We start from the raw sequence: 25,898 nt of genomic DNA on the forward strand, positions 1-25,898 counted from the left end.
GTCAGCGACAATCAGCGTGATAACTTGATCCCGACCGCGACCTAAGAATCTCATCCAGATTGTCGCCCGCGTCTTATCCTGATTGCCGCGCTATACGGAGCTGGCCGCCCGGCAGATATATCCGCATGTCAGCCTCACCGGTGGTCATGCCTGCCGCAACGGCTTCGGCTTGGGCACGCGGGCCGCGCTTGGCTGCGTTCTGATCACCGGCTAACAGGAACTGCTTGCCGTATTCCGGCATCGCCCGCAGAGCACGAACCTGAGCGGCTTGAAGCTCCCACTCCTTCGGCAGCGCGGGCTTGGTCGTTACCTTGCCTTTGGCTGAAGTGCGGATGATCGTGCGGACGCCTCTGATGCGTACTGTCTGCTGTGTGGGTTTCATGTTGTCTCCGTGTCTGGAGAGTTTCATCCGGCTGGGCCGGTCAGTTTACATCCCACTCCCAAAGGGGATGGCGTTCCCACCGCCTCCCCCTCTTTAGAGGGGAAAAATTGGGAACGTGGGAATGCATTTGTTTCCAGATACTTAGCCGTTCCCAAGTGATTTTGGGAACGTTGGGAATGGGAACGTAATTTCGTTGTTTTAGTTACGTTTTCCGTTCCCATTCCCACTGGGAACGCCCGTTCCCAAGTGCTGTTGGGAATGAGATTCATGGGGCCAATATCGGGATACCGATATCGTTCTTGGGGCGGCCACGCCTTTGACCGGTACACATTCGTGCCGAGGGCCGGCCTGTCTCTTAGAATCGGTGGTCTCCCCAAAATTGGGGACACCCGTCTGCGCAAATTGCGCTTGCGGCCAGCCTTCACCTCGGTGCACCGGCCGTGAAGTACCCAAGGCCAATCGCGAAATTACCGCCCGGAACGTCCAGCCACTTCGCTGTTTTCTCTCCTCGCCCAGCTGCCCGCACCACCTCACCCCTCTCCAGCGCTTGTTCAGCGAGTGTTTCGATCTTGTTTCTTGCCAGCCTTCTCAATTCCTCCGGCAATCTCTCGCGCATCTCGTACACACCACTGACTCCGGTCTTCGTGAAGGGCGAGCCCGCCTCAGCCGCAGCTGCAATCGCCACGACAAGCGCGCCGCGCAGGTCGCCTTGATCGAATGCAGACGCCCCCGCCCCGGCAGTCTTATCGATAAGAAGCCCGTACTCGTTTCGGGCGTACGTACTGAGGATTCGCCGTGCCGGACCGTTAGCCTTGACGATACCGCCGAGAACAATCCGGTTTGGCTCCCACGGCACCCCGATCTGCTTGCAGGCTGCCTTTGCCTTGGCCTCATCTGCAGGCCACATCGAGTAAACAACACGAAGGCCGTCAACGAGCGCCGTGCTGCCTCGTATCGCCTCGCGGGCGTCACTGAGGTTCTCGATCGGTTTCGAGCTCTTGCGCATGTGGTGGGCTGTAAGGATCGTTGCCTCTGTCTCAGCAGCCAGGCGCGCTAACGACGAGCAGACAAACTGGCCAGCCGTTGGATCCTCATTGATCGGAAGGTGTGCAAAACTCGCCAGCGGATCGAACGTCACCAGTCGGAGATCGTCTATGTCCGCGAGCTGCTCGCATACGCGTTTGAACTCGTCCGTCTCGACGAGGCCAAGCTTTCGATCCTCCCGCCAGAAAGCCCGAGCCCCACCCGCCGAGGGGAGCGGAACCACGATCATCTTCTTGCCGAGTTCAGAGAAGCGCTCACCTTTGGCATCCAAAGCGCTCACGCGCCGGTGCACCTCGTTCGCGTCATCTTCAGATGTGATCATCACCGATGTTCCTTCGACAGCAACCTTCCCTCCGAAAATGGGGGAGCTGTAGAGGCTCTCGCCAAACGCGATGCGGCGATGAAGCTCCAGAAGAGCGAATGATTTTCCAGTGTCACCAGCCGCAGACACCATGCCAGGCACTCCCAAAGGAATGACCCCGTCAACTAACCATTTTACTGGCGGCGCTTCTCCGACGTATCGATCGACGGTCCACTCTCGAATAGAGAGTGTGGCCGCCTTGTTGTCGTTGGCCGCGGTGGGGGTCTGCTGATTTGTCGGCATACCCCTCTCCGCCTGCTTCCGAAGGCTGTTCTCGACGAACCTCTTGACGACCTCCGGATCCAGCGGTGGGGTATTGTCCGTTTGAAAATCCGGCTCGGGCGGATGCCGGGGGCTGAGAATGCCGGCCTTCAAGCCGTTCTCGATCGTCTTGACGCATCGAGCCCAATCTCGTCCCCATCCACGGGCAACATCCTGCAGCCAGGCGCGTGCATCGCTTTCGCTGACGTGACCGCCACCTACCCACTGGCCAAGGTTGAATGCCGCATCGTTCAAGCTGTTGTTGCGGTTGCCCATTGGCGCGCGGGCAAGATCTGCGAGCTCTCGCTCAACAGCGGCGTCAACGTAGGCGCTGTAAGTCCCAGCAGCGGTCGGCAAATACGTGGAGCCCGCCTCTATCTTTTTGGGCTTCACGAGATCCAGCAACCACGCGGGCGCCTCTGCGATCTCGCGGACATCGTCGGCCCAGTCGTAGCGGCGACCATCACCCATAGCACTGCCGGCGCCGATGACGTAGCCGCCCTCGCCTCGGATATCGACCCCGGCGCCAAGAGCGCCGCGGTTGCGGACTCCATCATCGTGCCTAAAGTAGACGTGCATCCCGCCGTTCGGCGTCGTGACGCGCGCCGTCTCGGGCAGTGGGCCGTGCTCGGCCTCCATGGCAGCGAGCCAGTCGAATCCGTTTGCTGCGCCCGGCTTGGCGTCGATGTCGAGCACGAAGAAGCCCGTCGGCGATCCGGTCGGCAGGCCAATCATCGCACTGGGGTATCGTCCCCAGGCGCGCTCAACTACCTCTGGCTTCTTGTACGCGCCATGAACACCATTGGCCGTCAGCGGGGTCTTGGGCCCACGCTCTTCGAGTTCGCCGGTGTGGGGGTCGTAAACGTCCTCGGCTTCATGGCGGCACGGGAAGCAAGGCCAGCCCTGCTCTGCGAATGCGATGGCCGTCTGTTGTGCGGTCGGCGCAGAATTAGGCGGCGTTTGTGGTAGTGGAAACATAGGCGGTAACGCGCTCCATGAACTGCTGAGATGCTGCTTCAGTGATTGCGGCTGTCGTGGCTGGCGAGAATGTCACCGATCGGCGACCGCCCACCGCGGTTGGCGCGTAGGTTAGCATTCGTCCATCCGGCGCGCGGAGTAAGCGCATGCCACATATTCGGACGTCACCGGTGATCTGCAGGTCGAACGTGGCGACCAGCGCCATCGTCCCGCCGCCAGGGTGAGCGGCGGGTTGGAGGTTCTCGATCTTCATGCCGCAGCCAGCGCATTTGAAAGCGGGCCGAAGTCGATCGATCGCTTGCCGCTGTTCCTGGTTGAAAAGTAGCGGCCCTCCAGTTGGTCGACCGACGTGATGAATCCGCGCATCCCGCAGGCTGCCGCGAATGCTACGAGCTTTGGCGACGCTGTCCGCCCAAGTGGACCGAGCAGGAATTCGAAGACCGTCGACGGCTGCTTGCTTCCGTTTGCATGATCGGCGAATACGCAGAGGCGCAGGTTGCCGTCGGTTTCGCGATGCAGGTCGACGGCCCAAACGCGCCATCCTATCCATTTCTGGTCGAATTCCTCATGGGTGGGTAGCTTGATGGCGATGGGGAGATCGTTCCCGATGCTAATCTGTGGGCGCAAAAGTCCTCCTTCCGGCGCGACGTCCGGCTATGGTGTTGAGTCTACTGAGTGCAAAATTGCGTTGAGTTAGGCGGCGCTGACTGGGTAGTCGCCGAGAGCTGCGGTGATGTAGTTGAGCCATGCGGCCGGCGCCCATACACCGCAATCGCCATTGCCGCACGTCGCTGTCATTTCGTCAGTCGGCTTTTTCATCGCTCGAATTGCGGCAGCTGCCTGGTCGCGGTAGTGTTCCCATGCCAGCCCGTCCCCGAGATTGTCTGCAAGCGCACAGGCGACACGGTCGATCATTTCTGTCATGCCGCAGCCCTCGCTTCGGCCTGCTTCATCCATGCCGACAAAGAAGAACGCCGAGCAGCAACGGTGCCACCGAGTTTGAAGTGCGGTACTATCTTTTCATAAGTCAGACGGTAGACTTGACGCTGGGTCACCCCGAGGAATTTGGCAATCGCTGGCGCTCCCATCAGAAGGTCGCCGTCGATAATCTCATCGCTTAACAGTGTCATGAATTCTCCTCTTCTAGCGGTAATGATGACCCGACGCTGCTGTTCACATTGGATATGCGCAACGTGATTATTACGCTGGTGGTCGCAAATTCCCCCGACAACCCCAAAAATCCCGCTAGTTACGTAGACCGCCGCCCACGCTTGAAATTCATGTGCCAAGGAGCCATCATGTGACTCACGATCAAGAGGTCACATGGCAAAAATCAAGAAGCGTAGCTGGGCTAACGCGAGCGGCAAACACGAGGCGTGGCAACTCGACTTCACCGATCGGTTCGGAAAGCGGCACCGCGAGCAGTTCAGCCTCAAACGTGATGCAGAAACTAGGCTCGGCGAGTTGCAAGGCACTACGCGAGCGGGCACTTATCGTGCACTAGCCGACAAATCCGACGTCGCGGCAGCTTGCAAGGCGTTCTGCGAGTACATGACCGAACGTGCCGATCGTAAAGAGAAGGTGACGGAAACCTATCTTCGAACAACTCGCCAGCACTGCGAAAACTATATCGACCCGCTGAACGAATACGTGCTGCGACGGCCTGGCATTGTGCGCAAAGACACGATCAACTTCAAAGGCGGGATTGGTAGTATCAAGCTATCCGACTTGACCGCAGCAAGGGTGATCAAATTTCGCGACGACATGCGGAAGCATGGCGCCGGTATTGTGACCACTCGGAGAGTTTTAGGTACATTGTCACGGATACTAAAGCATGCAGTTGAGAGCGACATGGCAACAATGAACGTTGCCAAGGGCATTCGGGTAATCGGCACCCGCGATGAGGACTCCGAACGCGTGACGCCACCAGCTAAAGCTGATCTCGCCGCTCTCCTGAAAGCTGCTCAGCCGGATTTCAAAATTCGAATACAGTTTGCCGCAGCTACTGGCCTCCGCGCTTCCGAACAGTGGGCACTGAAGTGGTCTAGGGTCGATCTGCAAGCGGGAAAAGTCACAGTCGACAGCCGAGTGGATGCCTTCGGCAACATCGACGTAACCAAAAGCTCCGCCGGCATGCGAACAGTGCCTATCGGCAAGGCGATAGTCGAACAGCTTGCCGCCTGGCGCGATCGTTCAAAGCAAAAGGAAAATGACGGGTTTGTCTTCCCGGATTCTCGCGGAGGCTTCACTCGACACACCAATTACATGAAGCGAAACTGGACCCCGCTATTTATTGCGGCAGATGTCGAACCGATAGGTTGGCACGCCCTTAGGCACTATGCCGTATCTACATGGATCGAGGCAGGCCTTCAGCCAAAGGCGGTTCAGACCCTTGCCGGTCACGCATCCTATGCCATCACTATGAACCGTTACGGTCACCTTTTTCCGTCCGACGATCATCAGTCCGCATTCGACAAGATCGCGGCAACGCTTGCAAAAACAGAATGACACATGTGCGGCACATTACACTCTACATGACCTGCAAAACACGGCATGACATAATGACTTTTAATCAGTAGGTCATGGGTTCGAGCCCCATCGCTCTCACCATTAAATTCAACTAGTTAGCCGATTTCATGTGACTTTTTGCGACTAGATTTATTCACACGGAAATCGCACTCTTGCGAGGACATTCCAAACCCGCTGAGATGCCGCGTTCACCATAGAGGGCACTGTGTGGGTACTTTTTTCTAGAAATGTTTCTGGGCACGTCGCAGGCGAGCGCCTGTATTCAGAGCGTCCGTTACGATTTTTAATCATCCGTGAATGGCGCAGTCCAGTGGCTCACGTGCCTGCATAACGAACAGAACGACACGATCAACGACCATGCGGAAATCATAAATCGCCAATCGGACCAGCGTCGATCGATTAACGGCCTACTCCACTCTGTTGATGATCTGGTAAAAATTCAGGCTTGAGAGATCGAGAGCCTGCAGCAAGAGAATCAATCTCTTAAAGGCAGGCTCGCCGATTTCGAGCAGAGGCTTTCAAAGGTCGAGCACTAAACCGCCATGCTCGTATCCGCACCGCCCTGATACCAGGTGACCAAACTCCCCGCATGAAATCATCGGCCCATCCAAGAGACGGGGCGCTTCATGAGCGTGGTCCTACCAATCCAGCCTGACAGCCTTTACCGAATCTATACGGCGTCGGCAGGACAGACGACATCCGCGGCACCTTTCCCCTTCCAGCAGGGCAGAGATATCAGTGTCGCCCAGAGGGTCTCCCCGGGCAATTGGCAGACAATTAATCCGTTGCTCTATACTATGTCCGGGGCAGGAAGTGCTGGCGGCGGAGCCGTTATTTTTCTTCGCGCACCAAAGCCAGCAAAAAATGGGATTGCGCGCCAAAGTCCAAATTTAAAACTGTCCGGGAATGGCAGCCGTTTCTGTTTACGGACCGCTGGACGAGACAAACATGCGCCCTTCGAACCGGCGCTCAAGAGCAAGTATGAATTCCAGCTCTTCGAGATTGAGGATTTCATCGAGAACAGCATCTGCCTTCATCAGACCCGCATTCAGCAGGCGCTTCATAAAACGCCAGCAATCGAGCGGATCGTGAACGATGTAGCTTTCAGCATGTTCGAAGGCATGCCGCCAAGCGGCATAGCCGGAGAAATGGCTATCGGCACCGAGAAAAAAATCTGAGCCGTAGCAGGTAATTTGCCCAACTGGCATCAACGCCAGATCATGCAGGATATGGCGCATCGCAAACCCTCGTCCCATGAATATCGAGGGTGAGAAATAATAAGAGCGGGTGCGGTGCCCCCTTGTCTGCCACGCGATACGCATTCGCTCGATTTGCGTGCGTAGCATCGCAAAATCGACGTTTTCCTCTCTCAATGTTCTGGCGATCGCTTCAGGCTGTCTCTCCAGAAAGATGCTGTTGTAATATGCAGCATCAGTGCGTGTGCCGATCATTGATCCCGCCGCGCGAAACGCATCATTAGCGATGAAGTTTGTGCGCACAACGCGGTCATGCGCGTCGATCGCTTCTCCACTACCCAGCCTGTTGCGTGCTGGCCCAACAACGGCAACCGATCTCCGCCCAATCCACCGTGAGAACCGACGATCGGATGCCGACTGCATCGAGGCGTGGAGGTCGCGGGCCCGGTCGACTTCGCCAAGCGCCAGCAATCCGTCACGTTTCAACACAGGATCGTTGACGGCTTCAATTACCGTTTCGATGCGGTCTCGATCATCAAGGCAAACCGCTGCGGCAAGCTGCATCGCTCCATTTGGCGAAGCGTTGCTTTTTGCCAGAAACGAGCTAGCGGCCGCCTGTTTTGCCGCCACAGCCGCGCGGACCAGACCTTGCCGGTAAAGAAGATCATGCATGGTCATCCACCATGCCATCGGCATCGCCTCAGCGGCAATGTCGCCCACGAGCTGATGCGCAGACACAGGCGAAAGAGAACTTGCGAGAGTCATCGCCTCAAGATGCTTCGCTGCCGAAACGGCCTGTTTGGCCGCGGGAGGAGCTGTTACACGCAATTCGGAAATCCAGGCCGTCTGCTTGTAATGCGTCAGGCGCTCAAGCGTAAATCCGATCAGGGATATGGCTTTCCCAGGTGACAATGCGCCGCTTGTTACCTCTCTGCTGACCAATCGCATCGTCGCCCGGAATTCCCGTTGTGCCGCACGCGACTTCTCCGCTCGGGTCAGCCTGTGGGCGAGCTGCAGGCGGACCTTCACCAGCCGCTGCAAAACCAAGGCTCGCGTCGTGCGATCTCTCAACCGGGGCAGCGTTTCCTCTAAAATCTTGATTGCGCCCCTGAGATTGCCCGACTTGATCTGTTCAGCAGCCGCATCAAGGGCGGCCTGCTGCTTTCTGGCAACGAACCAGTCCCATGCTGCCTGCCAGTTTCCGCTAAGCTTCATCAAATCGCTGCCAACCTTATCAAATCTGCAATTGGCGTTTCACGTCGCTCGATGTCAATCATTCAATATTCGGTAAAATCAACAGACACGTTATCACATCTATAAACATGACGCTGCGTAATCGCGCGACACTACGTCATGACGACGTCACATCGAAAGGCGGGCGTGCCGTTTCTGCCATTCAATGAGATGTGGGGTGGCGTAACCGCCACCTTGTGATTAGCCTATGAGGGTAAAACTGGCCGAGACAATTGGGAGCGATATGCTGCATCGCTTTCGCGCTCGCGTTCAATTGGTATTTGACCTAACGGACGAAAGCGAAAGTTCGAGCTCTTGAAACTTTTTTTCCAGAGGGGCTGGCTTTCGCTTCCCTTTGTTCAAAGTGACCAAGCTGCACGTCCGCAAAAGCTCAAAAAGGCTTACAGGACCCTTATGCGATGGGATCTATACACCAACAGCAGTTCTGCTGGCTCTGGCGCTCGTAATGGGCTAAATTGCCATGAACGAGATTTTCTTATCTGGCCATTCTGCCGACAAAAACTCAATCTAATGGGCCGATCCAAAGGCTGACTCCGGAGTGAAATTTCATCGATGGAATTGTTTTTAATTGGATTGAACCGCCAGATTCGCGTCGTAATCGCGCTAACCCTGCGCGAGATCAGGCTGCGCAACAGTAAATTCGCCTTCAATCAACTATTTGATTTGCTTGAAGCTTTGTTTTTTATCGTTGGCCACTGGATCATCTTTACGTTTCTCCATCGCCAGCTTTTGATCGGCGATAGCCTGCTGGTATTTATTGCTACTGGCATTCTGCCAGTTCTTTACTTTCGAACGATCAGCATTCGAGCAGCCGGCGGGATCGAAGCATCTAAATCCGTGACGAATATTCCGACCATAGAGGCGCTTGATTATTCCTTGGCTCGAGCAACAGTAGAGGTTTTTTCCTACATAATGCTGTTCTCTGCCTTTTTCGCTGGAATCTATGCTGTTGGATTGTCCAGATTTGCTATTCCCGTAAATCCACTCGCCGTAGTTGAAGCAATATTTTTTCTAACTGTTTTCTCTTTTGGCATAGGCATAGCCAACTCATTCATCATCCACGTCTTCCCCCTTTACAAGATGATTTGGTCTGCCTTTGCGCGCATTCAGATCTTCACCAGCGCGGTATTTTTTATACCGGAATATATGCCACCCATTGTCAAGAACATAATTGTATGGAACCCGATGATGCACTTCGTTGCACTTTTCAGAATTGGGTTTTACTCGACATATCCAACACACTTGTTTTCGATGTCCTATATGGTGACGTGCAGCATCTGCCTACTCCTGGCCGGGTTGATGCTTGAAAGAGTATTGCGCAATTACAGGGTTTGACTCGCGTCGCCATTCCATACATTTGCGCAGCGGAAAGTCGCCCCCCTTCTTGGCAAATGACAGCAATTGGATCGAGCGTCGGCGCATAATTACCTCAGTCTTTGCAGCCAGGGTGACAACCCAAGTTGAATCATTTTGTTTGAAAGCTACCTTGAGCTGGGAATGCGCATCTTCGGCGGCATCTCAACCTTGCGATCAATGTCAATCGGCGCAGGTAAGACTATGAAGAAAGCGCGTGGCTGCGCTCCCGTACATTCAGCAAGACGCACTTCCGCAAAGCCCCAGAAGCGCGACGGCCACGGTGAAAACTAATGTAAGAATGGCGCTCGCCAATTATTAGAAAAACCTACTTCACCCTTGTAGGGAAGAGTCTTCCTCGCACGGAAGATGCCTAATTATCAGCTAGGTAATAAAGCTTGGCAGGCAAGTATGCCGGCGGGAAGATGCGACGAATTCGACCGCACAGTGGGCGCGGACATGGTGGTTATCCGTGCTTAGATGTTGTCACTTGTAGCCTGACGATGTACCGGTGAGGCGACAGAGGAAGAGCAATGACAATCGACGTCTACATAATCGGAATGAGTAATACAGACGCCATTAGGGCGGCACTTGCGGATTATAAAGGCCCAGTCACATTCCATATTGACCGCCTAAACCCGCGACTGGAAAATGGAGGCTTCTTCCAGAAGCAATTCGATCCTGATTTTTTTCGCGAAAGGCTAACCCAGGCAAGTTTAGTGGTTCTTTCACTTTGGGGGAACTGGTATAACACACTGGCCTTGGTCGAGCATGCTGAGCCATTTGATTTCGTCTATCCTTCATTCGATGAGCGAGTTGATGAAACAAGGCGCATAATCCCATTCATGCAGATAAGCAGAAGCTTCCGAAATGGTATCCGAGAACAACTTCGGATGTTGAATATCCTGCGTCCCATGACGCGGGAAAAGATGATACTTTTGGAACCTCCGCCGCCGATTGAGAGCGAGGACCATATTAGGAAGTACCCAGGCCCATTTGTTGAAGCACTAAGTGCCGGCATAACGCCAGCAAATATTCGCCTCAAATTATGGAAACTGCAAAGCTCGATGTATGTAGAATCGTGCGCCGAGCATGGAATTGACTTCATTCCGTTCCCGCCAGAGGCAACCTCAGACAAGGGCTTCCTAGCTCCAGATTACTGTTTCCCTGATCCGGGGCACGCCAATGCCAGATATGGCAATATTATGCTTGATGAATTGGCGGAAATACTCAGAGGCCTGAAATGAAAAAAGCACATCCATACATTGGGCTGCCGGATTATCAATTTTGGAAAAAATCCTTCGGAAGCAATTTCATCAATGGCCTGGACCCTGTATCATCCACACGCTTCACAATAGACATCGATACAAAAATAGTATCCGCCGGAAGTTGCTTTGCCCAGCATCTTGCTAGACACATAAAGAAACGCGGCTTTAACTTCCTACAGACGGAAAAGATTCACCCGATATTTTCGGTTACAAGCTGGGATGATGCTAACGCAGCAACCTTCAATTACGAAAGCTTCAGCGCTCGTTACGGAAATATTTACACGGCGCGTCAGTTACGCCAGTTGATTGATCGCGCATATGATCGATTTTCTCCGATCAGCGCATATTGGCAAAAGAAGGATGGCATTTTTATTGACCCCTTCCGTCCGCAAGTCGAGCCAGACGGATTCATCAGCATCCACGAACTCGACCTTGATCGCAGGCATCACTTGGTCGCCGTTCGCAATGCCATAGAACAAGCGGATGTTTTCGTTTTCACCCTTGGCCTTACAGAAGCTTGGGTAGACAAGCGAGACGGCGCCGTTTTTCCAATTGCGCCAGGCGTGGCGGGAGGCGTATTTGAACCCGATATTCACGAGTTCAAGAATTTCAATGTCAGAGAAACAATCGATGACATGTCTTACTCAATTGACCGGATCAGAGCAGTCAATCCTAAGATAAAGATATTGCTCACGGTATCTCCTGTCCCGCTTAACGCAACTTACGAGCAGAGACATGTGCTTCAATCTACGGTATATTCGAAATCCGTCCTTAGAGTTGCGGCCGAAGAGATGCGAAATACATATGATTTTGTTGACTATTTCCCATCGTTCGAAATAATAACCTCTCCACAATGCGGGGGGCAATACTTTGCCAACGACATGCGTTCGATAGAAGAATCTGGCGTAGCACATGTCATGGAGGTCTTTTTTTCGCATTATGCCGTTGGTGAGACTTCTTCTTCATTCCAGCAGTCAACCGCGACATCGCCAGCCGACAGGCATGCAGAGATGGAGCGCTTAATAGAAATCCTCTGCGATGAAGAGGCAATAGATAACTAGCCGCCGTGGAATTTCTAGAAGAGCTTATTCTCGAGCTGCTGGCGAACCGGCGCGTTCATTGGAACGAGGATAATTTTCAACGAAAACATCGGGAGCGGTTCATCTTTCTGTGGAAATCAACAGACTAGCCCAGAATCCGTGGAGCTGATATGAGGCAGGAGAACGCAGGCGCTCTCTGCAGCCTGTCTCTATCAGCCTTGCGAAATCGGATCAGCCACCATGAATCTTTGGTTTTTGGCACGAAATGGGGACCAACCATTTTACGTGACCACCGGGGATGTGAAAATTGCAGGACTGAGCGCTGCAACAGTTTCTCCACAGATGGGGTCCTATAACGCGCTGAGTTTAGCACCAGGCGCCTCCATAAGACTTCCCGGCGCATCGCATTGGTATCCGCTGCGGAATTTCCAAACCAACCTTGGCTGGGTGGGAGCTTCGACAGCGGACTACGATAGCCTCGATATCAGTTTCGTTCTACCATCAACGCAAGAGATTGCAGCTCGATCGAGCTTCACATTCAACCGGACACCAGTTCCCGTTTTCGTGCCTTACAAGCCGGATGGGATGAATGTTTACGACTTGGTAATTGACGCACCCGTAACGAACACCCAATCTGTTACGCTTGGTGTGATGCAAAATATAACGCATGACAAATTCTACGCCCTAGCGACCGGCAGAGGAGTAGAGATTGGGCCAGGACCTAATCCGCGCGTGAAACAATCAGACACGACGGAAGTGACATATTTGGAGCGCTATGGTCAGGAAACTTACCTCAAATACAACCATGGCTACAGTCCCATCCTGCAAGACGCGGAAACCCTGTGGAAATCTTACCGCGTGGGGAGCGCTCATGAAATACCTGACGACTTGGGAGAGTTGGATTTCATATTCTCTGCGCATATGGTTGAGCATCTCCCGAACCCACTAGGCCATTTTCGCCTATGGCACTCACGACTAAGCGAAAAAGGTCGGGTTCTCGGGATCGTTCCCGCGATAAAGGGTTGCTTCGACTTCATGTTCAATGAGCCCACGACGCTCAGCGAATGGGTTTCCTTGCTGGATTCAGACCTGTCCCGCCCCCAGCCCTGGCAGTACGACAAGTACGTTAATCGCTACAAGCGTACTCGGGAGGATATGGTCGCTGAAGACATTCGGCCTCACTTCAGCTTCTTTACGGAGGAAAATCTCGCAGATTTTCTAAAGTGGTGTTGCGACAATCTCGGATATTCCGGGTTTTCAATACGCACTGGCATAAACAATGTCTCAATCGAATTTTCGTTGAATAAATAGCCTCGTCAGCTGGGCTGCGTAGTTTAAGCATTCCGCACTATTAAGCTTATCCTCAAGCCGCATCTAGATTTGAGTTCGCGCCAGCGGCTCCGGGTCGCTGTGTTCTTGGTAGCCGCGGATTGCGCACCGGGGCAAGAATATGGAGGCGCCCCATCGGTAGAGGCGACGCCCATCTGCAAATGCCGTCAATTGTGACAGCTTTCATAAAGGACTCTCATCCTGAATAGCGCTGCGCATGTTTCTCTCATTGGGCCATAATTCAAGTCAAAATACATTAGTGCAACGGGAAAAGGCCAACAGGCTCGAGCCCCATCGCTCTCACCATTCAATTCAATATCCTGTTTGAATTTCTGGTGATTAAGCGGCTTTATCGGCCGATTGCAGCGACGAATGTGGTGCATCCGTCCGCGTTTGTGTTTACGAATAATCGCATGAACAACAACGTCATCAAATTCAAGAAACGGGAACCGGTCAAGCCGCCACGGCAGACACCGATGTGGCTCAAGCGTTTGCTGGTGCTCATCGGCGTGATTGCGGCCTTTGCCCTCGTCTACGTCTATTTCGCCATGACCGGCGGCGGCCCGCCGGCATGAACACGCCCTGGAAAAAGCCCGTCATCGTCCTGATCGGCGAGCCACCTGAAAAAACAGTGATCGAAACGACTCAGGGTGCAGCCTGGGCGATGATCGAGGATTGGCCGACGGAAGACGGAACCTGTCTCGACCGGGCACTCGCGATCTGTGCCGCTGTCGATGCCGGTAAACGCAAGCCGGAGGAAGCACGTCAGGCCTTCGTCGAAGCCGCAAACGAGGCTGGCGTCCTTTTGCAGGCATAGACAGCAGATCTTGCGATCTATTCGCGGGTTGGCGATCAGCCTGCTCTTCAGCCAGTCATGTGCAAGCGCGGCCCGCGACTTGCGGCACCTTGGCAACCCACCTTTATTCCGACATCATATTTCAGGCCGATCGCAGTAAGTTTACGCGCATATCGGCTTGAAAACTGCACTTCTGGAACCTTATCTTTTTATTCTCGTTGAATTGCCGAAGGAGTTCAGCATGAGAATGATATTTGTTCTGCTGTTTGCGTGTGTCCTGAGCATTCTGGCTTTTAAATACTCCGACAGCTCGCTCGGCGGAGACGAGATACTTGCATCTCCGGCACAAATGTCGGCAATGAGATAAGAAGACCGGCGTTCAACAGCCGTTTCCGGACATTGCATTCCGATATCCCCGGTGCGTGATACGCAGGCAAAACTCCTTCAGAAAACCATTGGCTGAAAAGAGGAGTGACCGCGATGACTATCCGAAATCTTTCGACAGCAGTCCTGTCCGCCTTTGCCGGTGGCTTCATCACGGTTGCGGTGATGAGCCATTGGCTGCCCGTATCGACCGCAAAATCGGACAGGCTGGGTGGGCCGACAACGGAGACTGCATTTCTTCCGGAGCGGTTTGGCGTTCCCGCTGCATCGCCAACGATCAAATAGAGGCGGTATCTGATTACCCTGAAGATCATGCAATGGAATCGCCGTTCTGTGACGCTTCCATTGCATGTGCCGCATGCGGATAGGGGCTACCGGCAGATGCATCCCTGCGGGCAAATTTAAAGCGCGCCGGAACCCCAAGTTTCCACATGCGCGCTTCAAACCATTGGTTTATTCGCGGATACGCGCCGCAAGGCCGGTAAACAGTCTTGCGCCGAAACGCGTCAGTGAACGGCCTTGCCGCTGTCTTCTTCCTCGAAAGTGACTGCGACGTCACCATCTGCGGACAGACGCACCCTTCCGCCTTCAACTTCGGCAACGAGCTCGAGCGGAATGAAATGATGGTGGCCCTCATGGCTGCCCTCGCCGCTGTCCTTCTTGGTCAGCTTGATACGGCTGCCTTCAACGCGGTCGACAGTGCCGATATGGACACCATCGGCGCCGATGACTTCTGCATGTTCCTTGATGCGTGCGGTGTCGATCATGGGATCTCTCCTTGCTGGTTGCGCCATGACAACGCGCGGGATTGCCAATGGATGCATGACCGCGGGTGAGAATTACGGCTGGAAAGGCAATTGGAAAGCGAAGCTGGTGTCGGATCAGCTTACCGACATTTAAGTTTCTCGCCCCCGCAATTCATGTCATTGAGATTGCAGGAACAAGCCTTCCGTCATGCTTCCGGCCGATTCGGTCCTTATCGAAATAGCCCGGCTTCCATTTCCCCATCAGCGCGCCATCGCGAGGAACGATTTGAACGTCAACGCCAATCCCGATCCGACATCCAAGACCAGCTCACCGAACCTTGCCGCCATCCTGGCGACATCGGGCAAGAAGCGGCGCGGACGCAGGTTTTTCTGGCCGGTGGCAACCGTTGTCGTTCTTGCCGCGGCGATTGGCTTCTATCTGCATTTCAGCAGTGCCGCCCCCCGTTACGACTATACGACCCAGCCTACCAAGCGCGGCAATCTCGCCGTCATCGTGACGGCGACCGGATCGGTCCAACCGACCGACCAGGTGGACATATCCAGCGAATTGTCAGGCACGGTCCGCAAGGTCAACGTGACTTATAACAGCCCGGTGAAGACGGGCGACGTGTTGGCGGAACTCGACACCAACAAGCAGGAAGCGGATATCCAGAGCGCTCGCGCCACACTCGCATCGGCCAAGGCGAATGTATTGAAGGCAGAGGCAGAGGCCGCCTCGGCAAAGACCTCGCTCGACCGCCTCACCGGCCTCGTCAGTAACAGGATTTCCAGTCAGCAGGATCTGGATGCCGCCAAATATGCCTATGACGCCGCCAATGCGACGATCGAGGTCAACGAAGCGGCGGTTCTATCCGCGGAAGCCAATCTGACGCTTGCCGAGGTCAATCTCTCCAAGCTGAAGATCGTCTCGCCGATCGACGGCATCGTGCTGACGCGCGATGTCGATCCGGGCGCGACGGTCGCGTCCTCGCTGAATGCGCCGGTTCTCTTCACCATTGCCGGCGATCTGCGGCGGATGGAGTTGCAGGTCTCGGTGGATGAGGCGGATGTCGGCCAGGTGCAGGAAGGTCAGCCGGCACGCTTTTCGGTCGATGCCTATCCCGACCGGCATTTTCCTGCGGCAATCCAGACGGTACGATTCGCTTCCGAAACTGTTTCCAACGTCGTTACCTATAAGGCGATCCTCACCGTCGACAATGCCGACCTTCTGCTGCGGCCGGGCATGACGGCGACCGCCGACATCACCGTTCAATCGGTCTCCGACGCAATCCTCATTCCGAATGCGGCCCTGCGCTATTCGCCTCCCGTGACAGCTTCCGGCCCACGCGGCGGTGTTCTCTCGCGCCTGTTCGGCCCACCGCGGCCGCCACGCGGCAATCGAGGCGGCGTAGACCAGAAGGCCGGCAGCGAGCGGGCCGTATGGGTGTTGAGAAACGGCGAACCGCAGCGGATCCGTGTCGAGACTGGCCCGACGGACGGCCAGTCAACCGTGCTAAAATCCGGCGAGCTCAAGGAAGGCGATGAGCTGATCACCGATTCCCAGGCGCGGACGAGCTGAGGCTGACGCCATGCCTCAATCTCCCCTCAACTCCGCTGCCAACGCTCCCCTGATCGCCTTCAACAAGGTCTCGAAATTTTACGGCCGCGGCGAAGCAACGATCCGCGCGCTCGACAAGATCGATCTGTCGATCATGCCCGGCGAATTCGTCTCGATCATGGGGCCGTCCGGTTCGGGTAAATCGACGGCGATGAACATCATTGGCGGCCTCGATGAACCCACGTCCGGCGAATATCTCTTTCAGGGCGTGCCGACGAGCAGTTTTAGTCGCGCCCAGAGGACGCTTCTGCGCCGGCACATGCTCGGTTTCGTTTTCCAGGGGTTCAACCTTCTCGCTCGGACATCCGCTGCCGAAAATGTCGAGCTGCCATTGGTTTATCGCGGCATGCCGCACAAGGAGCGGCGCGGACGCGCCATCGCAGCGCTGGCGCAGGTGGGACTGAAAGGCCGCGAAAACCATACGACGCAGGAACTGTCCGGCGGCCAGCAGCAGCGTGTGGCGATCGCCCGCGCGATCGTCACCGATCCCGCCGTGCTTCTCGCCGACGAGCCGACCGGCAATCTCGACACGAAGACGAGTATCGAGATCATGGAACTGATCACCCGGCTCAACCGCGAGAACGGCATTACCGTGATCATGGTCACGCATGAAGAGGACATTGCCGAATACGGAACGCGGTTGATGCGTTTTGTCGACGGCCACCTTGCCTCGGACGAGCCTAATGTGAAGGAGGCGAGCCGTGCTGTTTGAAGCTGCGAAACTTGCCTGGCGGGCGATCAGCCGCAACATGCTGCGCTCCTTCCTCACCGTGCTCGGCGTCGTCATCGGTGTCGCCGCCGTCATCGCCATGGTGACGGTCGGCAATGGCACGACGGCGAAGGTGAAGGCCGAGCTGTCACAGCTCGGCACCAACACGCTTTTCGTGCGTCCGGGCCAGTGGGGACCGGGTCGCGCCAGCACCGAGGCGAAGCGCTTCAACGACAAGGATATCGAGGCAATCCGCGACCAGATCTCTGGCCTGCGCGCCGTCGCCCCGATCAACCGTGGAACAGCAACTGTGATCGCTGGCGGCGCCAACCATTCCACCAGCGCGATCGGCACGACCAACGACTATCTGATTGCCCAGGACTGGACCCTGACGCTCGGCCGCACTTTCGTGCCGAGCGAGGATCGCGGCAGCCAGGCGGCATGCATTATCGGCGAAACGGTGCGCAAGACGCTGTTCGGCACGGCCGATCCTGTCGGCCAGAATATCCGCGTCAGCAATGTCGCCTGCCCGGTCGTTGGCGTTCTGGCCGTCAAGGGCCAGTCCGGCATGGGCGACGATCAGGACGATACGGTCATCATGCCGCTGAAACTGCACCAGCGGCGGATCGGCGGCACGACGACAATTTCGAGCATCGTGCTTTCGGCGCAGGATGGCGTCTCGACCGCAAAGGTGCAGTCCGACGTAGAAAGCCTGCTGCGCGAAAGGCGAAAAATCGCCATCGGCCGCGAGGATGATTTTTCGGTCAACGACATGTCGCAGATCGCCGCTGCGATGACCGGTACGACGGTGCTTCTGACAGGCCTTCTGGGAGCGGTTGCTGCCGTCAGCCTGCTTGTCGGCGGGATCGGCATCATGAACATCATGCTGGTTTCCGTGACCGAACGAACCCGCGAGATCGGCATTCGGCTTGCGATCGGGGCACTTGAAAACCAGGTGCTGACCCAGTTTCTGGTCGAGGCGGTGATGCTCTCGATCTTCGGCGGCGTCACCGGCATCCTGACTGGCATGGCGCTGGCTTATGGCGTCGTCACCCTGCTCGGAGTGCCCTTCGTCCCAAGCCCGACAATCATCCTGCTTGCCTTCGCCTTTTCGGCGGCGATCGGCATGGTGTTCGGGTATTTCCCGGCAAGACGGGCCGCACAGCTCAACCCGATCGAAGCCCTGCGCCACGAATAATCCGGACAAACAAAAAGGGCCGCGAAGGCCCTTCTTTTTCAATGCTGAAAGATCGCCCTCAGACGGCGCGTGCTTCCATCTCGCGCTGACGGGCAAGTTCGGCGAGATCCGCCGGCTTGAGTTCGACCGACTCACCGCAGCCGCAGGCAGAGGTCTGGTTGGGGTTCACGAAGATGAAGCCCGACCGCATCTTGGTCGTCTCGAAATCCATCTGTGTACCAAGGAGATAAAGGACCGCCGAAGGTTCGATCCAGACCGATACGCCATCGCGCTCGATCCTGTCATCCTTGGCATTTGCCTCGGTGACGAGATCGATCGTATATTCCATACCGGCGCAGCCGCCCTTCTTGATGCCGACGCGGATACCCTTGGCATCCGGACCTGAATTGGCGACGATCGCCTTGACCCGCTCGGCGGCGGCATCCGTCATGGTCATCACTGCAAAGCCCATCGGCCCATTCTCCTTCGACAGCCGGGTTCAAGGCCCGGTGTTTCATGCACTAAATGTAGTCCCGGCGGGTAAACCGATCAATACCATCCGACCGCAACCTGCGCCTCTTCCGACATGCGCTCCGGCGTCCACGGCGGATCGAAGGTCATTTCCACCTCGACGCCCGAAACGCCCTCGATGGCGCCGACGGCATTTTCGACCCAGCCGGGCATTTCGCCGGCGACCGGGCAGCCGGGTGCAGTCAGCGTCATGACGATCTTCACCATCCGGTCGTCTTCGATATCGATCTTGTAGATCAGGCCGAGTTCAAAGATATCGGCCGGGATTTCCGGGTCGTAGACCGTCTTCAGCGCGGAGATGATATCATCGGAAAGGCGCGCGACCTCGTCCGCCGGGATTGCGGACTGGATGATCCCTTCGCGGGCATCCCATTTCGGTATCTCTTCGTCCATAGCCATTGATATTTCCTCAGGCAAAGAAATTGCGGGCGTAATCGAGCGCATCGGCCAGCGCATCGACTTCGGCACGGGTATTGTACATGCCGAACGATGCGCGGCATGTGGAGGTCACGCCGAAACGTTTCAAGAGCGGCATGGCGCAATGGGTGCCGGCACGCACCGCCACGCCGCGCCGGTCAATCACCATCGACACGTCATGGGCATGGATGCCGGCAAGCTCGAAGGAAAAGATGCCGCCCTTGCCGGGCGCATTGCCGATGATCTTGAGCGAATTCACCGCCCGGAGACGTTCCGTGGCGTAAGCCGCCAGATCCGTTTCGTGGGCCGCGATTGCCGCACGGCCGACCTTTTCCATATAGTCGAGCGCGTAACCGAGACCGATCGCCTGGACGATCGGCGGTGTGCCGGCTTCGAAACGGTGCGGCGGGTCGTTATAGGTGACGATGTCCTCGGTGACGTCGATGATCATCTCGCCACCGCCCTGGAAGGGACGCATCTCCTTCAGCCGCTCCGGCTTGCCGTAGAGAACGCCGATGCCGGACGGACCATAGAGCTTGTGTCCGGTCATGACGAACCAGTCGCAGTCGATATCCTTGACGTCGATCGGCATGTGGACGGCGCTCTGGCTGCCATCGACCAGAACCGGAATACCGCGCTCATGGGCAATGCGGCAGACTTCCTTGACCGGGACCACGGTCCCGAGCGCATTCGACATATGAGTGATCGCGACGAGTTTGGTCTTGTCCGTCAGCGACTTCTCAAAATCTTCGAGATGGAAGGCGCCTTCGTCGTCGACCGGGACCCAGGTCAGCTTGGCGCCCTGCCGCTCGCGAATGAAATGCCAGGGCACGATGTTGGAATGGTGCTCCATGATCGTCACGACGATCTCGTCACCCTCGCCGATATGCGGCATGCCCCAACCATAAGCGACCGTGTTGATCGCCTCGGTGGAATTTTTGGTGAAGACGATATCGTCCACCGAACCGGCATTCAGAAATTTCCGCACCTTTTCGCGCGCCGCCTCATAGGCGTCGGTTGCCGCGTTGGAAAGGAAATGCAGGCCGCGATGGACGTTGGCATATTCGCTGGAGTAGGCATGCGCGATCGCGTCGATCACCACCTGCGGCTTCTGGGCCGAGGCGCCGTTGTCGAGATAGACCAGCGGCTTGTTGCCATGCACCAGCGTCGACAGGATCGGGAAATCCCGCCGGATGGCTTCTACATCATAGGTAGTTGCAGGGGTAATCTGATCCATGTCAGGCCCTTTCGATATCAGGCTCTCTTCATGACAGGCTGTAAAACAGGCCTCGATTTTGGAGGCCTGTTTTCAATGCGCACTCAGGCGTGCTTTTCGAGCCACGTCGAGATGACGTCTTCCAGAGCCTCGACGAGCTTTTCTTCCTCGAGTTCCTCGACGATCTCAGCGACGAAGGCGTTGACCAGCATGGCGCGCGCCTTGTTTTCCGGTACGCCGCGGGCCATCAGGTAGAAAAGATGGTTGCGGTCGATATCGGCAACCGTAGCGCCATGGCCGCAGATCACGTCATCGGCAAAGATTTCCAGCTCCGGCTTGACCGAAAAGTCGCCGTCGTCGGACATCAGCAGCGTGTTGCAGGCCATCTTGGCGTCGGTCTTCTGGGCATCGGGTGCAACCCGGATCATGCCCTGGAAAACGCCGCTTGCCTTGTCGAACACAACGTTGCGGATGATTTCCGTCGAATTGGTGTGCGGCACGTTATGGCCGAGAACCAGGGTCACGTCCGTATGCGTGTCGCCACCAAGCAGGTTGACGCCGCGCAGCGTCAGTTCGGCGCCTTCACCGACCACGTCGATGCGCAGTTCCTGGCGTACCAGCTTACCACCGCCATTGATGACATACAGCCTGAGCTTTGCATCAGTGCCAAGCTTGACGCGAACCTGGCCAAGATGGGTGTCGGCTGCACCCTGCTGCTGCAGGACGATCCAGGTGATGTCTGCACCGTCTTCCAGCACGATGTCGCTGATCGAGGATACGAAGGCGGAATCTTCGGTCACCGTGCGGTGACGTTCGATAATGGTCGCTTTCGAACCTGCACCGAAGGAGGCCGGGAAACGGGTATGGATCTGGCCGCCGGCATGCGAAGCCTGCAACTCGATCGGATCTGCCAGTTCGGCACCGGCCGGCACGGCAAGCGCCAGACCGTCGCGCACAAAGCTGCCGTTGATCCGGCCGATCGCGTCGTGCTGGTCGAGCGCCGTCAGGCCGGAAACTGCCGAACCATCGGCGAGCTGATCCTTGAAGACCGCAATCGACAGGTTGTCCTGGTTTTCGGCAGCGGCGGCAACACCCTGCAGAACCGGCAGGACGCGCGAACCTTCGACGAGTGCGGCAGCGGCCTGAACCGGGGCCGAGGCCGCCTGTTCCGGAATGGCGCGCAGCAGCGTCTTCAGATCCGTGTAGTGCCAGGACTCGATGCGGCGGGTCGGAAGGCCGGCCTTTTTCAGGTCGTCGAGCAGCCGGTCGCGGGTGCCGATCACGGCGCCATTGCCCGGCAGATCGCCGATCTGCGAGGTGAAAGCCTCGACCAATGCGGTCTCGGCGGCCGTCAGACGGGTCGTCGTCTGCATGTTCATGACAACGTTCCTTTCGGCGCTCAGGCGGCCTGGCCGATGATGTCGGCGTAGCCGTTGGCTTCCAGTTCCAGCGCCAGTTCCTTGTCGCCGGTGCGGATGATCTGGCCCTTGTAGAGAACGTGAACCGTGTCCGGCACGATGTAGTCGAGCAGGCGCTGGTAGTGGGTGATGACGATGACGGCGCGATCCGGCGACTTCAGCGCGTTGACGCCGTCGGCGACGATCTTCAGCGCGTCGATGTCGAGGCCCGAATCGGTCTCGTCGAGAATGCACAGGCTCGGTTCGAGAAGCGCCATCTGCAGGATTTCGGCGCGCTTCTTCTCACCGCCCGAAAAACCGACATTGAGCGGACGCTTGAGCATGTCCATGTTGATCTTCAGCTCGCCAGCGGCTTCCTTGACGCGGCGGATGAAGTCCGGCGTCGTCAGCTCGTCTTCGCCGCGCGCCTTGCGCTGCTCGTTCATCGCGACCTTGAGGAACTGCATGGTGGCGACGCCCGGAATTTCGACCGGGTACTGGAAGGCAAGGAAAATGCCCTTGGAGGCGCGCTCGGCCGGGTCGAGTTCCAGAATGCTTTCGCCGTTATAGAGGATGTCACCTTCAGTGACTTCGTAATCCTCGCGACCGGAGAGGATGTAGGAAAGCGTCGACTTGCCGGAGCCGTTCGGGCCCATGATGGCCGCAACTTCGCCCGGCTTCACGGTGAGGTTCAGGCCACGGATGATCTCGGTGCCGTCTTCGGCGATGCGGGCGTGCAGGTTCTTGATCTCAAGCATCTTTTTAATCTCTTGATTTGTTTGTTCTTCCGTAAAGGAAGCGATCCATCATTTTGCTGCCGACAAGCTCGGACGAGGCCCAGATGATTGCGGCGAGAACAGCAAGTGAAACAGCTCCAATGGATTTGGCCAAAGCCCAATCGCCTATCAGACCTGCAAGTCCGACGAAGAGTCCGATACAAGATGCGAAGACAGCCAACACTGTGACCTTCATACCCGCAGTCATATCGGACTGTTCGTCTCGGTTCATCGTTACCCCACAGAACCTTCCAGCGAGATGCTGATCAGCTTCTGCGCTTCAACCGCAAATTCCATCGGCAGTTCCTGGATGACATCCTTGACGAAGCCGTTGACGATCAGGGCGATCGCCTCTTCTTCCGGAATGCCGCGCTGCATGGCGTAGAATTTCTGGTCGTCGGAGATCTTCGAGGTGGTGGCCTCGTGCTCGATCTGCGCCGATGCGTTCTTCACGTCGATGTAAGGCACCGTATGGGCGCCGCACTTGTCGCCGATCAGAAGCGAGTCGCAATTGGTGAAGTTGCGGGCATTTTCGGCACGGCGATTGACCGAGACCTGACCACGATAGGTGTTCTGCGACTTGCCGGCGGAAATTCCCTTGGAGATGATGCGGCTCGACGTGTTCTTGCCGAGATGGATCATCTTCGTGCCTGAATCGATCTGCTGGTGACCGTTCGAGACAGCGATCGAGTAGAACTCGCCGCGCGAATCGTCGCCACGCAGGATGCAGGACGGGTATTTCCAGGTGATCGCCGAACCGGTTTCGACCTGCGTCCAGGAGATCTTGGAACGGGCACCACGGCAATCGCCACGCTTGGTGACGAAATTGTAGATGCCGCCCTTGCCCTGGGCATCGCCCGGATACCAGTTCTGAACGGTCGAATACTTGATCTCGGCATCGTCCAGCGCCACGAGCTCGACGACCGCCGCATGCAGCTGGTTTTCGTCGCGCTGCGGTGCCGTGCAGCCTTCGAGATAGGAAACGTAGGCGCCTTCCTCGGCGATGATCAGCGTGCGCTCGAACTGGCCCGTATTCTTCTCGTTGATACGGAAATAGGTCGACAGCTCCATCGGGCAGCGAACGCCCTTCGGCACGAAGACGAAGGAACCATCGGTAAAGACGGCGGCATTCAGCGTCGCGTAGAAATTGTCGGTGGTCGGCACGACCGAGCCGAGATATTTCTTGATCAGGTCCGGATGCTCGCGAATGGCTTCCGAGATCGACATGAAGATCACGCCGGCCTTTTCCAGTTCCTTCTTGAATGTCGTGACGACCGAGACGGAATCGAAAACAGCATCGACGGCCACGCGCGGCGTCTTCACGCCGGCGAGAATTTCCTGCTCCTTGAGCGGAATCCCGAGCTTTTCATAGACCTTGAGCAGTTCCGGATCGACTTCGTCGAGCGAAGCCGGGCCGGTGACGTTCTTCGGCGCTGCGTAATAATAATAGTCGTTGAAGTCGATCTTCGGATAATCGACGCGCGCCCAGCTCGGCTCTTCCATGGTGAGCCAGCGCTTGTAGGCGTCGAGGCGCCATTCCAGCATCCATTCCGGCTCATTCTTCTTGGCCGAGATGAAGCGGATGATGTCCTCGGACAGACCCTTGGGGGCCTTGTCCACTTCGATGACAGTCTCGAAACCGTATTTGTACTGGTCGATGTCGATCCCGCGGACCTGATCGATCGTTTCCTGAACGGCAGGCATGTCAGTCTCCAAATTCTTGCCGGGTCAAATTCCGGCAATTCTGGTCATCATTTCGGGGAAATGCTTTTCGCCTCCCCATGTAGGCGCCAGAAGGCGGTTTTCCCACCTTTTGGCAAGCGGAATTTTGGCTTTCCGCAATTTAGCAACCGCCCAAATTTGTTTCAGGCAGCCTCTCCGGTCAGCTTGCGCCGACCGGCAATTTTTCCGAAGGCGGCAAGCGCCCGGTCGATGTCGTCTTCCGTCGTCTCTGGTCCGAGCGATATACGCAGCGCACCAAGCTTTGGATCGCGGCCCATCGCCGTCAGGACATGGCTTTCGCCGACTTTTCCGGACGAGCAGGCAGAACCCGAGGACAGCGCCACGCCTTCGAGATCGAAGGCAATCTGCCCGGTCTCCGACTTGAGTCCCGGCAAAGTGAAGAAGGACGTGTTGGCGACACGCGCGACGTTTTCGCCATGGATCATCACATCCGATGCCCGTTCGCGCATGCCGACCTCGAGACGATCGCGAAGAGCGGCAATACGGCCATTACGATCACCGAACTCATGCAAGGCCGCTTCCGCAGCTGCACCAAAACCAACGACGGCATGAAAATTCTCGGTCCCGGAACGATGGCCCTTTTCCTGGCCACCGCCGCGAATCAACGGTTTGGGCATCAGCACCTCGCCGCGCGACACCAGCGCGCCGACACCCTTCGGGCCGCCGATCTTGTGCGAGGAGACGATCAGGAAATCGGCATCGAGCGCTGCGATATCGACCGACACACGGTCTGCCGCCTGGACGGCATCGACCACCATCAGGCCGCCATGCGCATGCACAAGCGCTGCCGCCTCTTCGACCGGCTGGATAATGCCTGTCTCATTGTTGACGAGCATGACGGCGACCATCGGCATGCCGGCGCTGCGATCATGGGCGGCAAGCATTGTTTCAAGCGCCGCAAGATCGACGACGCCATCTGACGTAACGGCAACTTCCGTAACGTCAGCCGGATCGAAACGACCACCCTCGCGGATAGACGGATGTTCGATCGCCGAAACATAGAGACGGCTGACCTTCAGCGGAGCACGGCCCATGCGGAACTCGGGTGTCAGCACATGATTGGCGGCTTCGGTCGCGCCGCTGGTAAAGGTGACATGCACCGGTTCGGCACCGACGAGTGCCGCCACCTGGCGACGCGCCTTGTCTACGGCCGTGCGGGCCGCCCTGCCCTCGCCATGCACGGAAGACGCATTTCCCGGCAGAAGCAGCGCTTCCATCATGGCCGCACGCGCCGGCGCGCCAAGCGGCGCCGTCGCATTCCAGTCCAGATAGGTGCGATTTACCGCCATGGTTTAAACGCGTTCCGTTTCTACTTGCAGTCAAATTGCCTGCTGCGGCCGGCCATGCCGCATTTTTCTTGAAATTTCGGGCGGCCTTGCCTTAAGAGACATCC

General features: G+C 56.7%; 27 protein-coding genes. 11 read left to right on the forward strand and 16 right to left on the reverse strand.

The annotated features are described in order from the left end of the window. Positions 1-73 precede the first annotated feature (73 nt). From FHW37_RS23550 to FHW37_RS34190, 6 genes are all read right to left on the reverse strand, one after another. A complete protein-coding gene (locus FHW37_RS23550) occupies positions 74-382 on the reverse strand; it encodes a hypothetical protein (RefSeq protein WP_246690881.1) in 309 nt (102 codons plus the stop codon). Positions 383-803: 421 nt separating this feature from the next. Next, positions 804-3,026: a bifunctional DNA primase/polymerase gene (locus FHW37_RS23555; protein ID WP_145640821.1), complete on the reverse strand. Its 2,223-nt coding sequence runs from the start codon at positions 3,024-3,026 to the stop codon at positions 804-806. Next, positions 2,998-3,279: a hypothetical protein gene (locus FHW37_RS33695; protein ID WP_186458381.1), complete on the reverse strand. Its 282-nt coding sequence runs from the start codon at positions 3,277-3,279 to the stop codon at positions 2,998-3,000. Before FHW37_RS33695 ends, FHW37_RS23555 begins: the two co-directional genes overlap by 29 nt. After that, complete coding sequence (locus tag FHW37_RS23560; protein WP_145640823.1) at positions 3,276-3,653, reverse strand: hypothetical protein; 378 nt, start codon at positions 3,651-3,653, stop codon at positions 3,276-3,278. Before FHW37_RS23560 ends, FHW37_RS33695 begins: the two co-directional genes overlap by 4 nt. 66 nt (positions 3,654-3,719) lie before the next feature. After that, positions 3,720-3,950, reverse strand: coding sequence for a hypothetical protein (locus FHW37_RS23565; RefSeq protein ID WP_145640825.1), 231 nt, complete (start codon positions 3,948-3,950; stop codon positions 3,720-3,722). Further along, a complete protein-coding gene (locus tag FHW37_RS34190; RefSeq protein WP_246690882.1) occupies positions 3,947-4,315 on the reverse strand; it encodes a helix-turn-helix domain-containing protein in 369 nt (122 codons plus the stop codon). Before FHW37_RS34190 ends, FHW37_RS23565 begins: the two co-directional genes overlap by 4 nt. A 34-nt stretch (positions 4,316-4,349) precedes the next feature. On the opposite strand from FHW37_RS34190, the gene FHW37_RS23575 reads away from it, so the two are divergent. Then, complete coding sequence (locus tag FHW37_RS23575; protein ID WP_145640827.1) at positions 4,350-5,534, forward strand: tyrosine-type recombinase/integrase; 1,185 nt, start codon at positions 4,350-4,352, stop codon at positions 5,532-5,534. Positions 5,535-6,478: 944 nt separating this feature from the next. On the opposite strand, the gene FHW37_RS23580 is transcribed toward FHW37_RS23575, so the two are convergent. Further along, a complete protein-coding gene (locus FHW37_RS23580) occupies positions 6,479-7,966 on the reverse strand; it encodes a hypothetical protein (RefSeq protein ID WP_145640828.1) in 1,488 nt (495 codons plus the stop codon). 591 nt (positions 7,967-8,557) lie between these two features. On the opposite strand from FHW37_RS23580, the gene FHW37_RS23585 reads away from it, so the two are divergent. The 7 genes from FHW37_RS23585 to FHW37_RS23615 all read left to right on the forward strand — a co-directional run bounded on the left by FHW37_RS23585 (position 8,558) and on the right by FHW37_RS23615 (position 14,460). Next, positions 8,558-9,340, forward strand: a complete 783-nt coding sequence (locus FHW37_RS23585; protein WP_246690883.1) for an ABC transporter permease — start codon at positions 8,558-8,560, stop codon at positions 9,338-9,340. A 551-nt stretch (positions 9,341-9,891) separates the two neighbouring features. After that, complete coding sequence (locus FHW37_RS23590; RefSeq protein WP_145640830.1) at positions 9,892-10,605, forward strand: hypothetical protein; 714 nt, start codon at positions 9,892-9,894, stop codon at positions 10,603-10,605. Continuing rightward, positions 10,602-11,687, forward strand: coding sequence for a GSCFA domain-containing protein (locus tag FHW37_RS23595; protein ID WP_145640831.1), 1,086 nt, complete (start codon positions 10,602-10,604; stop codon positions 11,685-11,687). The genes FHW37_RS23590 and FHW37_RS23595 overlap by 4 nt, the downstream gene beginning before the upstream one ends. A gap of 219 nt (positions 11,688-11,906) precedes the next feature. Next, a complete protein-coding gene (locus tag FHW37_RS23600; protein WP_145640833.1) occupies positions 11,907-12,977 on the forward strand; it encodes a hypothetical protein in 1,071 nt (356 codons plus the stop codon). Positions 12,978-13,330: 353 nt separating this feature from the next. Next, positions 13,331-13,570, forward strand: a complete 240-nt coding sequence (locus FHW37_RS23605; RefSeq protein WP_145640835.1) for a hypothetical protein — start codon at positions 13,331-13,333, stop codon at positions 13,568-13,570. Beyond that, a complete protein-coding gene (locus tag FHW37_RS23610) occupies positions 13,567-13,812 on the forward strand; it encodes a DUF982 domain-containing protein (RefSeq protein WP_145640837.1) in 246 nt (81 codons plus the stop codon). Before FHW37_RS23605 ends, FHW37_RS23610 begins: the two co-directional genes overlap by 4 nt. A gap of 459 nt (positions 13,813-14,271) precedes the next feature. Continuing rightward, positions 14,272-14,460, forward strand: a complete 189-nt coding sequence (locus FHW37_RS23615) for a hypothetical protein (protein ID WP_145640838.1) — start codon at positions 14,272-14,274, stop codon at positions 14,458-14,460. 221 nt (positions 14,461-14,681) lie between these two features. On the opposite strand, the gene FHW37_RS23620 is transcribed toward FHW37_RS23615, so the two are convergent. After that, positions 14,682-14,942, reverse strand: coding sequence for a DUF2171 domain-containing protein (locus tag FHW37_RS23620; RefSeq protein WP_145640840.1), 261 nt, complete (start codon positions 14,940-14,942; stop codon positions 14,682-14,684). Positions 14,943-15,207: 265 nt separating this feature from the next. Between FHW37_RS23620 and FHW37_RS23625 the strand changes: the two genes are divergently transcribed. Genes FHW37_RS23625 through FHW37_RS23635 form a run of 3 tightly spaced genes read left to right on the forward strand, consistent with a single transcriptional unit; the run spans position 15,208 to position 18,446 of the window. Further along, positions 15,208-16,500 carry an efflux RND transporter periplasmic adaptor subunit gene (locus FHW37_RS23625; RefSeq protein ID WP_246690884.1) on the forward strand — a complete coding sequence of 431 codons (1,293 nt, stop codon included), beginning with the start codon at positions 15,208-15,210 and terminating at the stop codon, positions 16,498-16,500. Positions 16,501-16,510: 10 nt separating this feature from the next. Further along, positions 16,511-17,251 (forward strand): ABC transporter ATP-binding protein, encoded by a 741-nt coding sequence (locus FHW37_RS23630; RefSeq protein WP_145640843.1) that lies wholly within the window; start codon positions 16,511-16,513, stop codon positions 17,249-17,251. Further along, the gene (locus FHW37_RS23635; protein WP_145640845.1) at positions 17,241-18,446 is read left to right on the forward strand and encodes an ABC transporter permease; all 1,206 of its coding nucleotides are present in this window, start codon (positions 17,241-17,243) and stop codon (positions 18,444-18,446) included. Before FHW37_RS23630 ends, FHW37_RS23635 begins: the two co-directional genes overlap by 11 nt. A gap of 58 nt (positions 18,447-18,504) precedes the next feature. On the opposite strand, the gene sufA is transcribed toward FHW37_RS23635, so the two are convergent. The 8 genes from sufA to FHW37_RS23675 all read right to left on the reverse strand — a co-directional run bounded on the left by sufA (position 18,505) and on the right by FHW37_RS23675 (position 25,794). Further along, positions 18,505-18,897, reverse strand: a complete 393-nt coding sequence (sufA, locus tag FHW37_RS23640) for a Fe-S cluster assembly scaffold SufA (protein ID WP_145640847.1) — start codon at positions 18,895-18,897, stop codon at positions 18,505-18,507. 77 nt (positions 18,898-18,974) lie between these two features. Then, positions 18,975-19,355 (reverse strand): SUF system Fe-S cluster assembly protein, encoded by a 381-nt coding sequence (locus FHW37_RS23645; protein WP_145640849.1) that lies wholly within the window; start codon positions 19,353-19,355, stop codon positions 18,975-18,977. A gap of 10 nt (positions 19,356-19,365) precedes the next feature. Next, positions 19,366-20,610: a cysteine desulfurase gene (locus FHW37_RS23650; RefSeq protein WP_145640850.1), complete on the reverse strand. Its 1,245-nt coding sequence runs from the start codon at positions 20,608-20,610 to the stop codon at positions 19,366-19,368. A gap of 83 nt (positions 20,611-20,693) precedes the next feature. Further along, positions 20,694-21,968 carry a Fe-S cluster assembly protein SufD gene (gene sufD / locus FHW37_RS23655; protein WP_145640852.1) on the reverse strand — a complete coding sequence of 425 codons (1,275 nt, stop codon included), beginning with the start codon at positions 21,966-21,968 and terminating at the stop codon, positions 20,694-20,696. A gap of 20 nt (positions 21,969-21,988) precedes the next feature. Continuing rightward, on the reverse strand, positions 21,989-22,744 hold the full coding sequence (gene sufC / locus FHW37_RS23660; protein WP_145640854.1) for a Fe-S cluster assembly ATPase SufC: 756 nt from the start codon (positions 22,742-22,744) through the stop codon (positions 21,989-21,991). A 4-nt stretch (positions 22,745-22,748) separates the two neighbouring features. Beyond that, complete coding sequence (locus FHW37_RS23665; RefSeq protein WP_145640855.1) at positions 22,749-22,994, reverse strand: hypothetical protein; 246 nt, start codon at positions 22,992-22,994, stop codon at positions 22,749-22,751. A gap of 2 nt (positions 22,995-22,996) precedes the next feature. Continuing rightward, positions 22,997-24,466 (reverse strand): Fe-S cluster assembly protein SufB, encoded by a 1,470-nt coding sequence (gene sufB / locus FHW37_RS23670; RefSeq protein WP_145640857.1) that lies wholly within the window; start codon positions 24,464-24,466, stop codon positions 22,997-22,999. Positions 24,467-24,627: 161 nt separating this feature from the next. Then, positions 24,628-25,794 (reverse strand): cysteine desulfurase family protein, encoded by a 1,167-nt coding sequence (locus tag FHW37_RS23675; protein ID WP_145640859.1) that lies wholly within the window; start codon positions 25,792-25,794, stop codon positions 24,628-24,630. Positions 25,795-25,898: the final 104 nt, after the last annotated feature.

It is taken from the genome of Neorhizobium alkalisoli, assembly GCF_007829835.1.
GTDB lineage: Bacteria > Pseudomonadota > Alphaproteobacteria > Rhizobiales > Rhizobiaceae > Neorhizobium.

Excerpts from the sequence above, each read along its gene's own strand:
- FHW37_RS23550 (WP_246690881.1), bottom strand. The coding sequence starts at position 382 with ATGAAACCCACACAGCAGACAGTACGCATCAGAGGCGTCCGCACGATC.
- FHW37_RS23555 (WP_145640821.1), bottom strand. The coding sequence starts at position 3,026 with ATGTTTCCACTACCACAAACGCCGCCTAATTCTGCGCCGACCGCACAA.
- FHW37_RS33695 (WP_186458381.1), bottom strand. The coding sequence starts at position 3,279 with ATGAAGATCGAGAACCTCCAACCCGCCGCTCACCCTGGCGGCGGGACG.
- FHW37_RS23565 (WP_145640825.1), bottom strand. The coding sequence starts at position 3,950 with ATGACAGAAATGATCGACCGTGTCGCCTGTGCGCTTGCAGACAATCTC.
- FHW37_RS23575 (WP_145640827.1), top strand. The coding sequence starts at position 4,350 with ATGGCAAAAATCAAGAAGCGTAGCTGGGCTAACGCGAGCGGCAAACAC.
- FHW37_RS23580 (WP_145640828.1), bottom strand. The coding sequence starts at position 7,966 with ATGAAGCTTAGCGGAAACTGGCAGGCAGCATGGGACTGGTTCGTTGCC.
- FHW37_RS23585 (WP_246690883.1), top strand. The coding sequence starts at position 8,558 with ATGGAATTGTTTTTAATTGGATTGAACCGCCAGATTCGCGTCGTAATC.
- FHW37_RS23590 (WP_145640830.1), top strand. The coding sequence starts at position 9,892 with ATGACAATCGACGTCTACATAATCGGAATGAGTAATACAGACGCCATT.
- FHW37_RS23595 (WP_145640831.1), top strand. The coding sequence starts at position 10,602 with ATGAAAAAAGCACATCCATACATTGGGCTGCCGGATTATCAATTTTGG.
- FHW37_RS23600 (WP_145640833.1), top strand. The coding sequence starts at position 11,907 with ATGAATCTTTGGTTTTTGGCACGAAATGGGGACCAACCATTTTACGTG.
- FHW37_RS23610 (WP_145640837.1), top strand. The coding sequence starts at position 13,567 with ATGAACACGCCCTGGAAAAAGCCCGTCATCGTCCTGATCGGCGAGCCA.
- FHW37_RS23615 (WP_145640838.1), top strand. The coding sequence starts at position 14,272 with ATGACTATCCGAAATCTTTCGACAGCAGTCCTGTCCGCCTTTGCCGGT.
- FHW37_RS23620 (WP_145640840.1), bottom strand. The coding sequence starts at position 14,942 with ATGATCGACACCGCACGCATCAAGGAACATGCAGAAGTCATCGGCGCC.
- FHW37_RS23630 (WP_145640843.1), top strand. The coding sequence starts at position 16,511 with ATGCCTCAATCTCCCCTCAACTCCGCTGCCAACGCTCCCCTGATCGCC.
- sufA (WP_145640847.1), bottom strand. The coding sequence starts at position 18,897 with ATGGGCTTTGCAGTGATGACCATGACGGATGCCGCCGCCGAGCGGGTC.
- FHW37_RS23645 (WP_145640849.1), bottom strand. The coding sequence starts at position 19,355 with ATGGCTATGGACGAAGAGATACCGAAATGGGATGCCCGCGAAGGGATC.
- FHW37_RS23650 (WP_145640850.1), bottom strand. The coding sequence starts at position 20,610 with ATGGATCAGATTACCCCTGCAACTACCTATGATGTAGAAGCCATCCGG.
- sufD (WP_145640852.1), bottom strand. The coding sequence starts at position 21,968 with ATGAACATGCAGACGACGACCCGTCTGACGGCCGCCGAGACCGCATTG.
- sufC (WP_145640854.1), bottom strand. The coding sequence starts at position 22,744 with ATGCTTGAGATCAAGAACCTGCACGCCCGCATCGCCGAAGACGGCACC.
- FHW37_RS23665 (WP_145640855.1), bottom strand. The coding sequence starts at position 22,994 with ATGAACCGAGACGAACAGTCCGATATGACTGCGGGTATGAAGGTCACA.
- sufB (WP_145640857.1), bottom strand. The coding sequence starts at position 24,466 with ATGCCTGCCGTTCAGGAAACGATCGATCAGGTCCGCGGGATCGACATC.
- FHW37_RS23675 (WP_145640859.1), bottom strand. The coding sequence starts at position 25,794 with ATGGCGGTAAATCGCACCTATCTGGACTGGAATGCGACGGCGCCGCTT.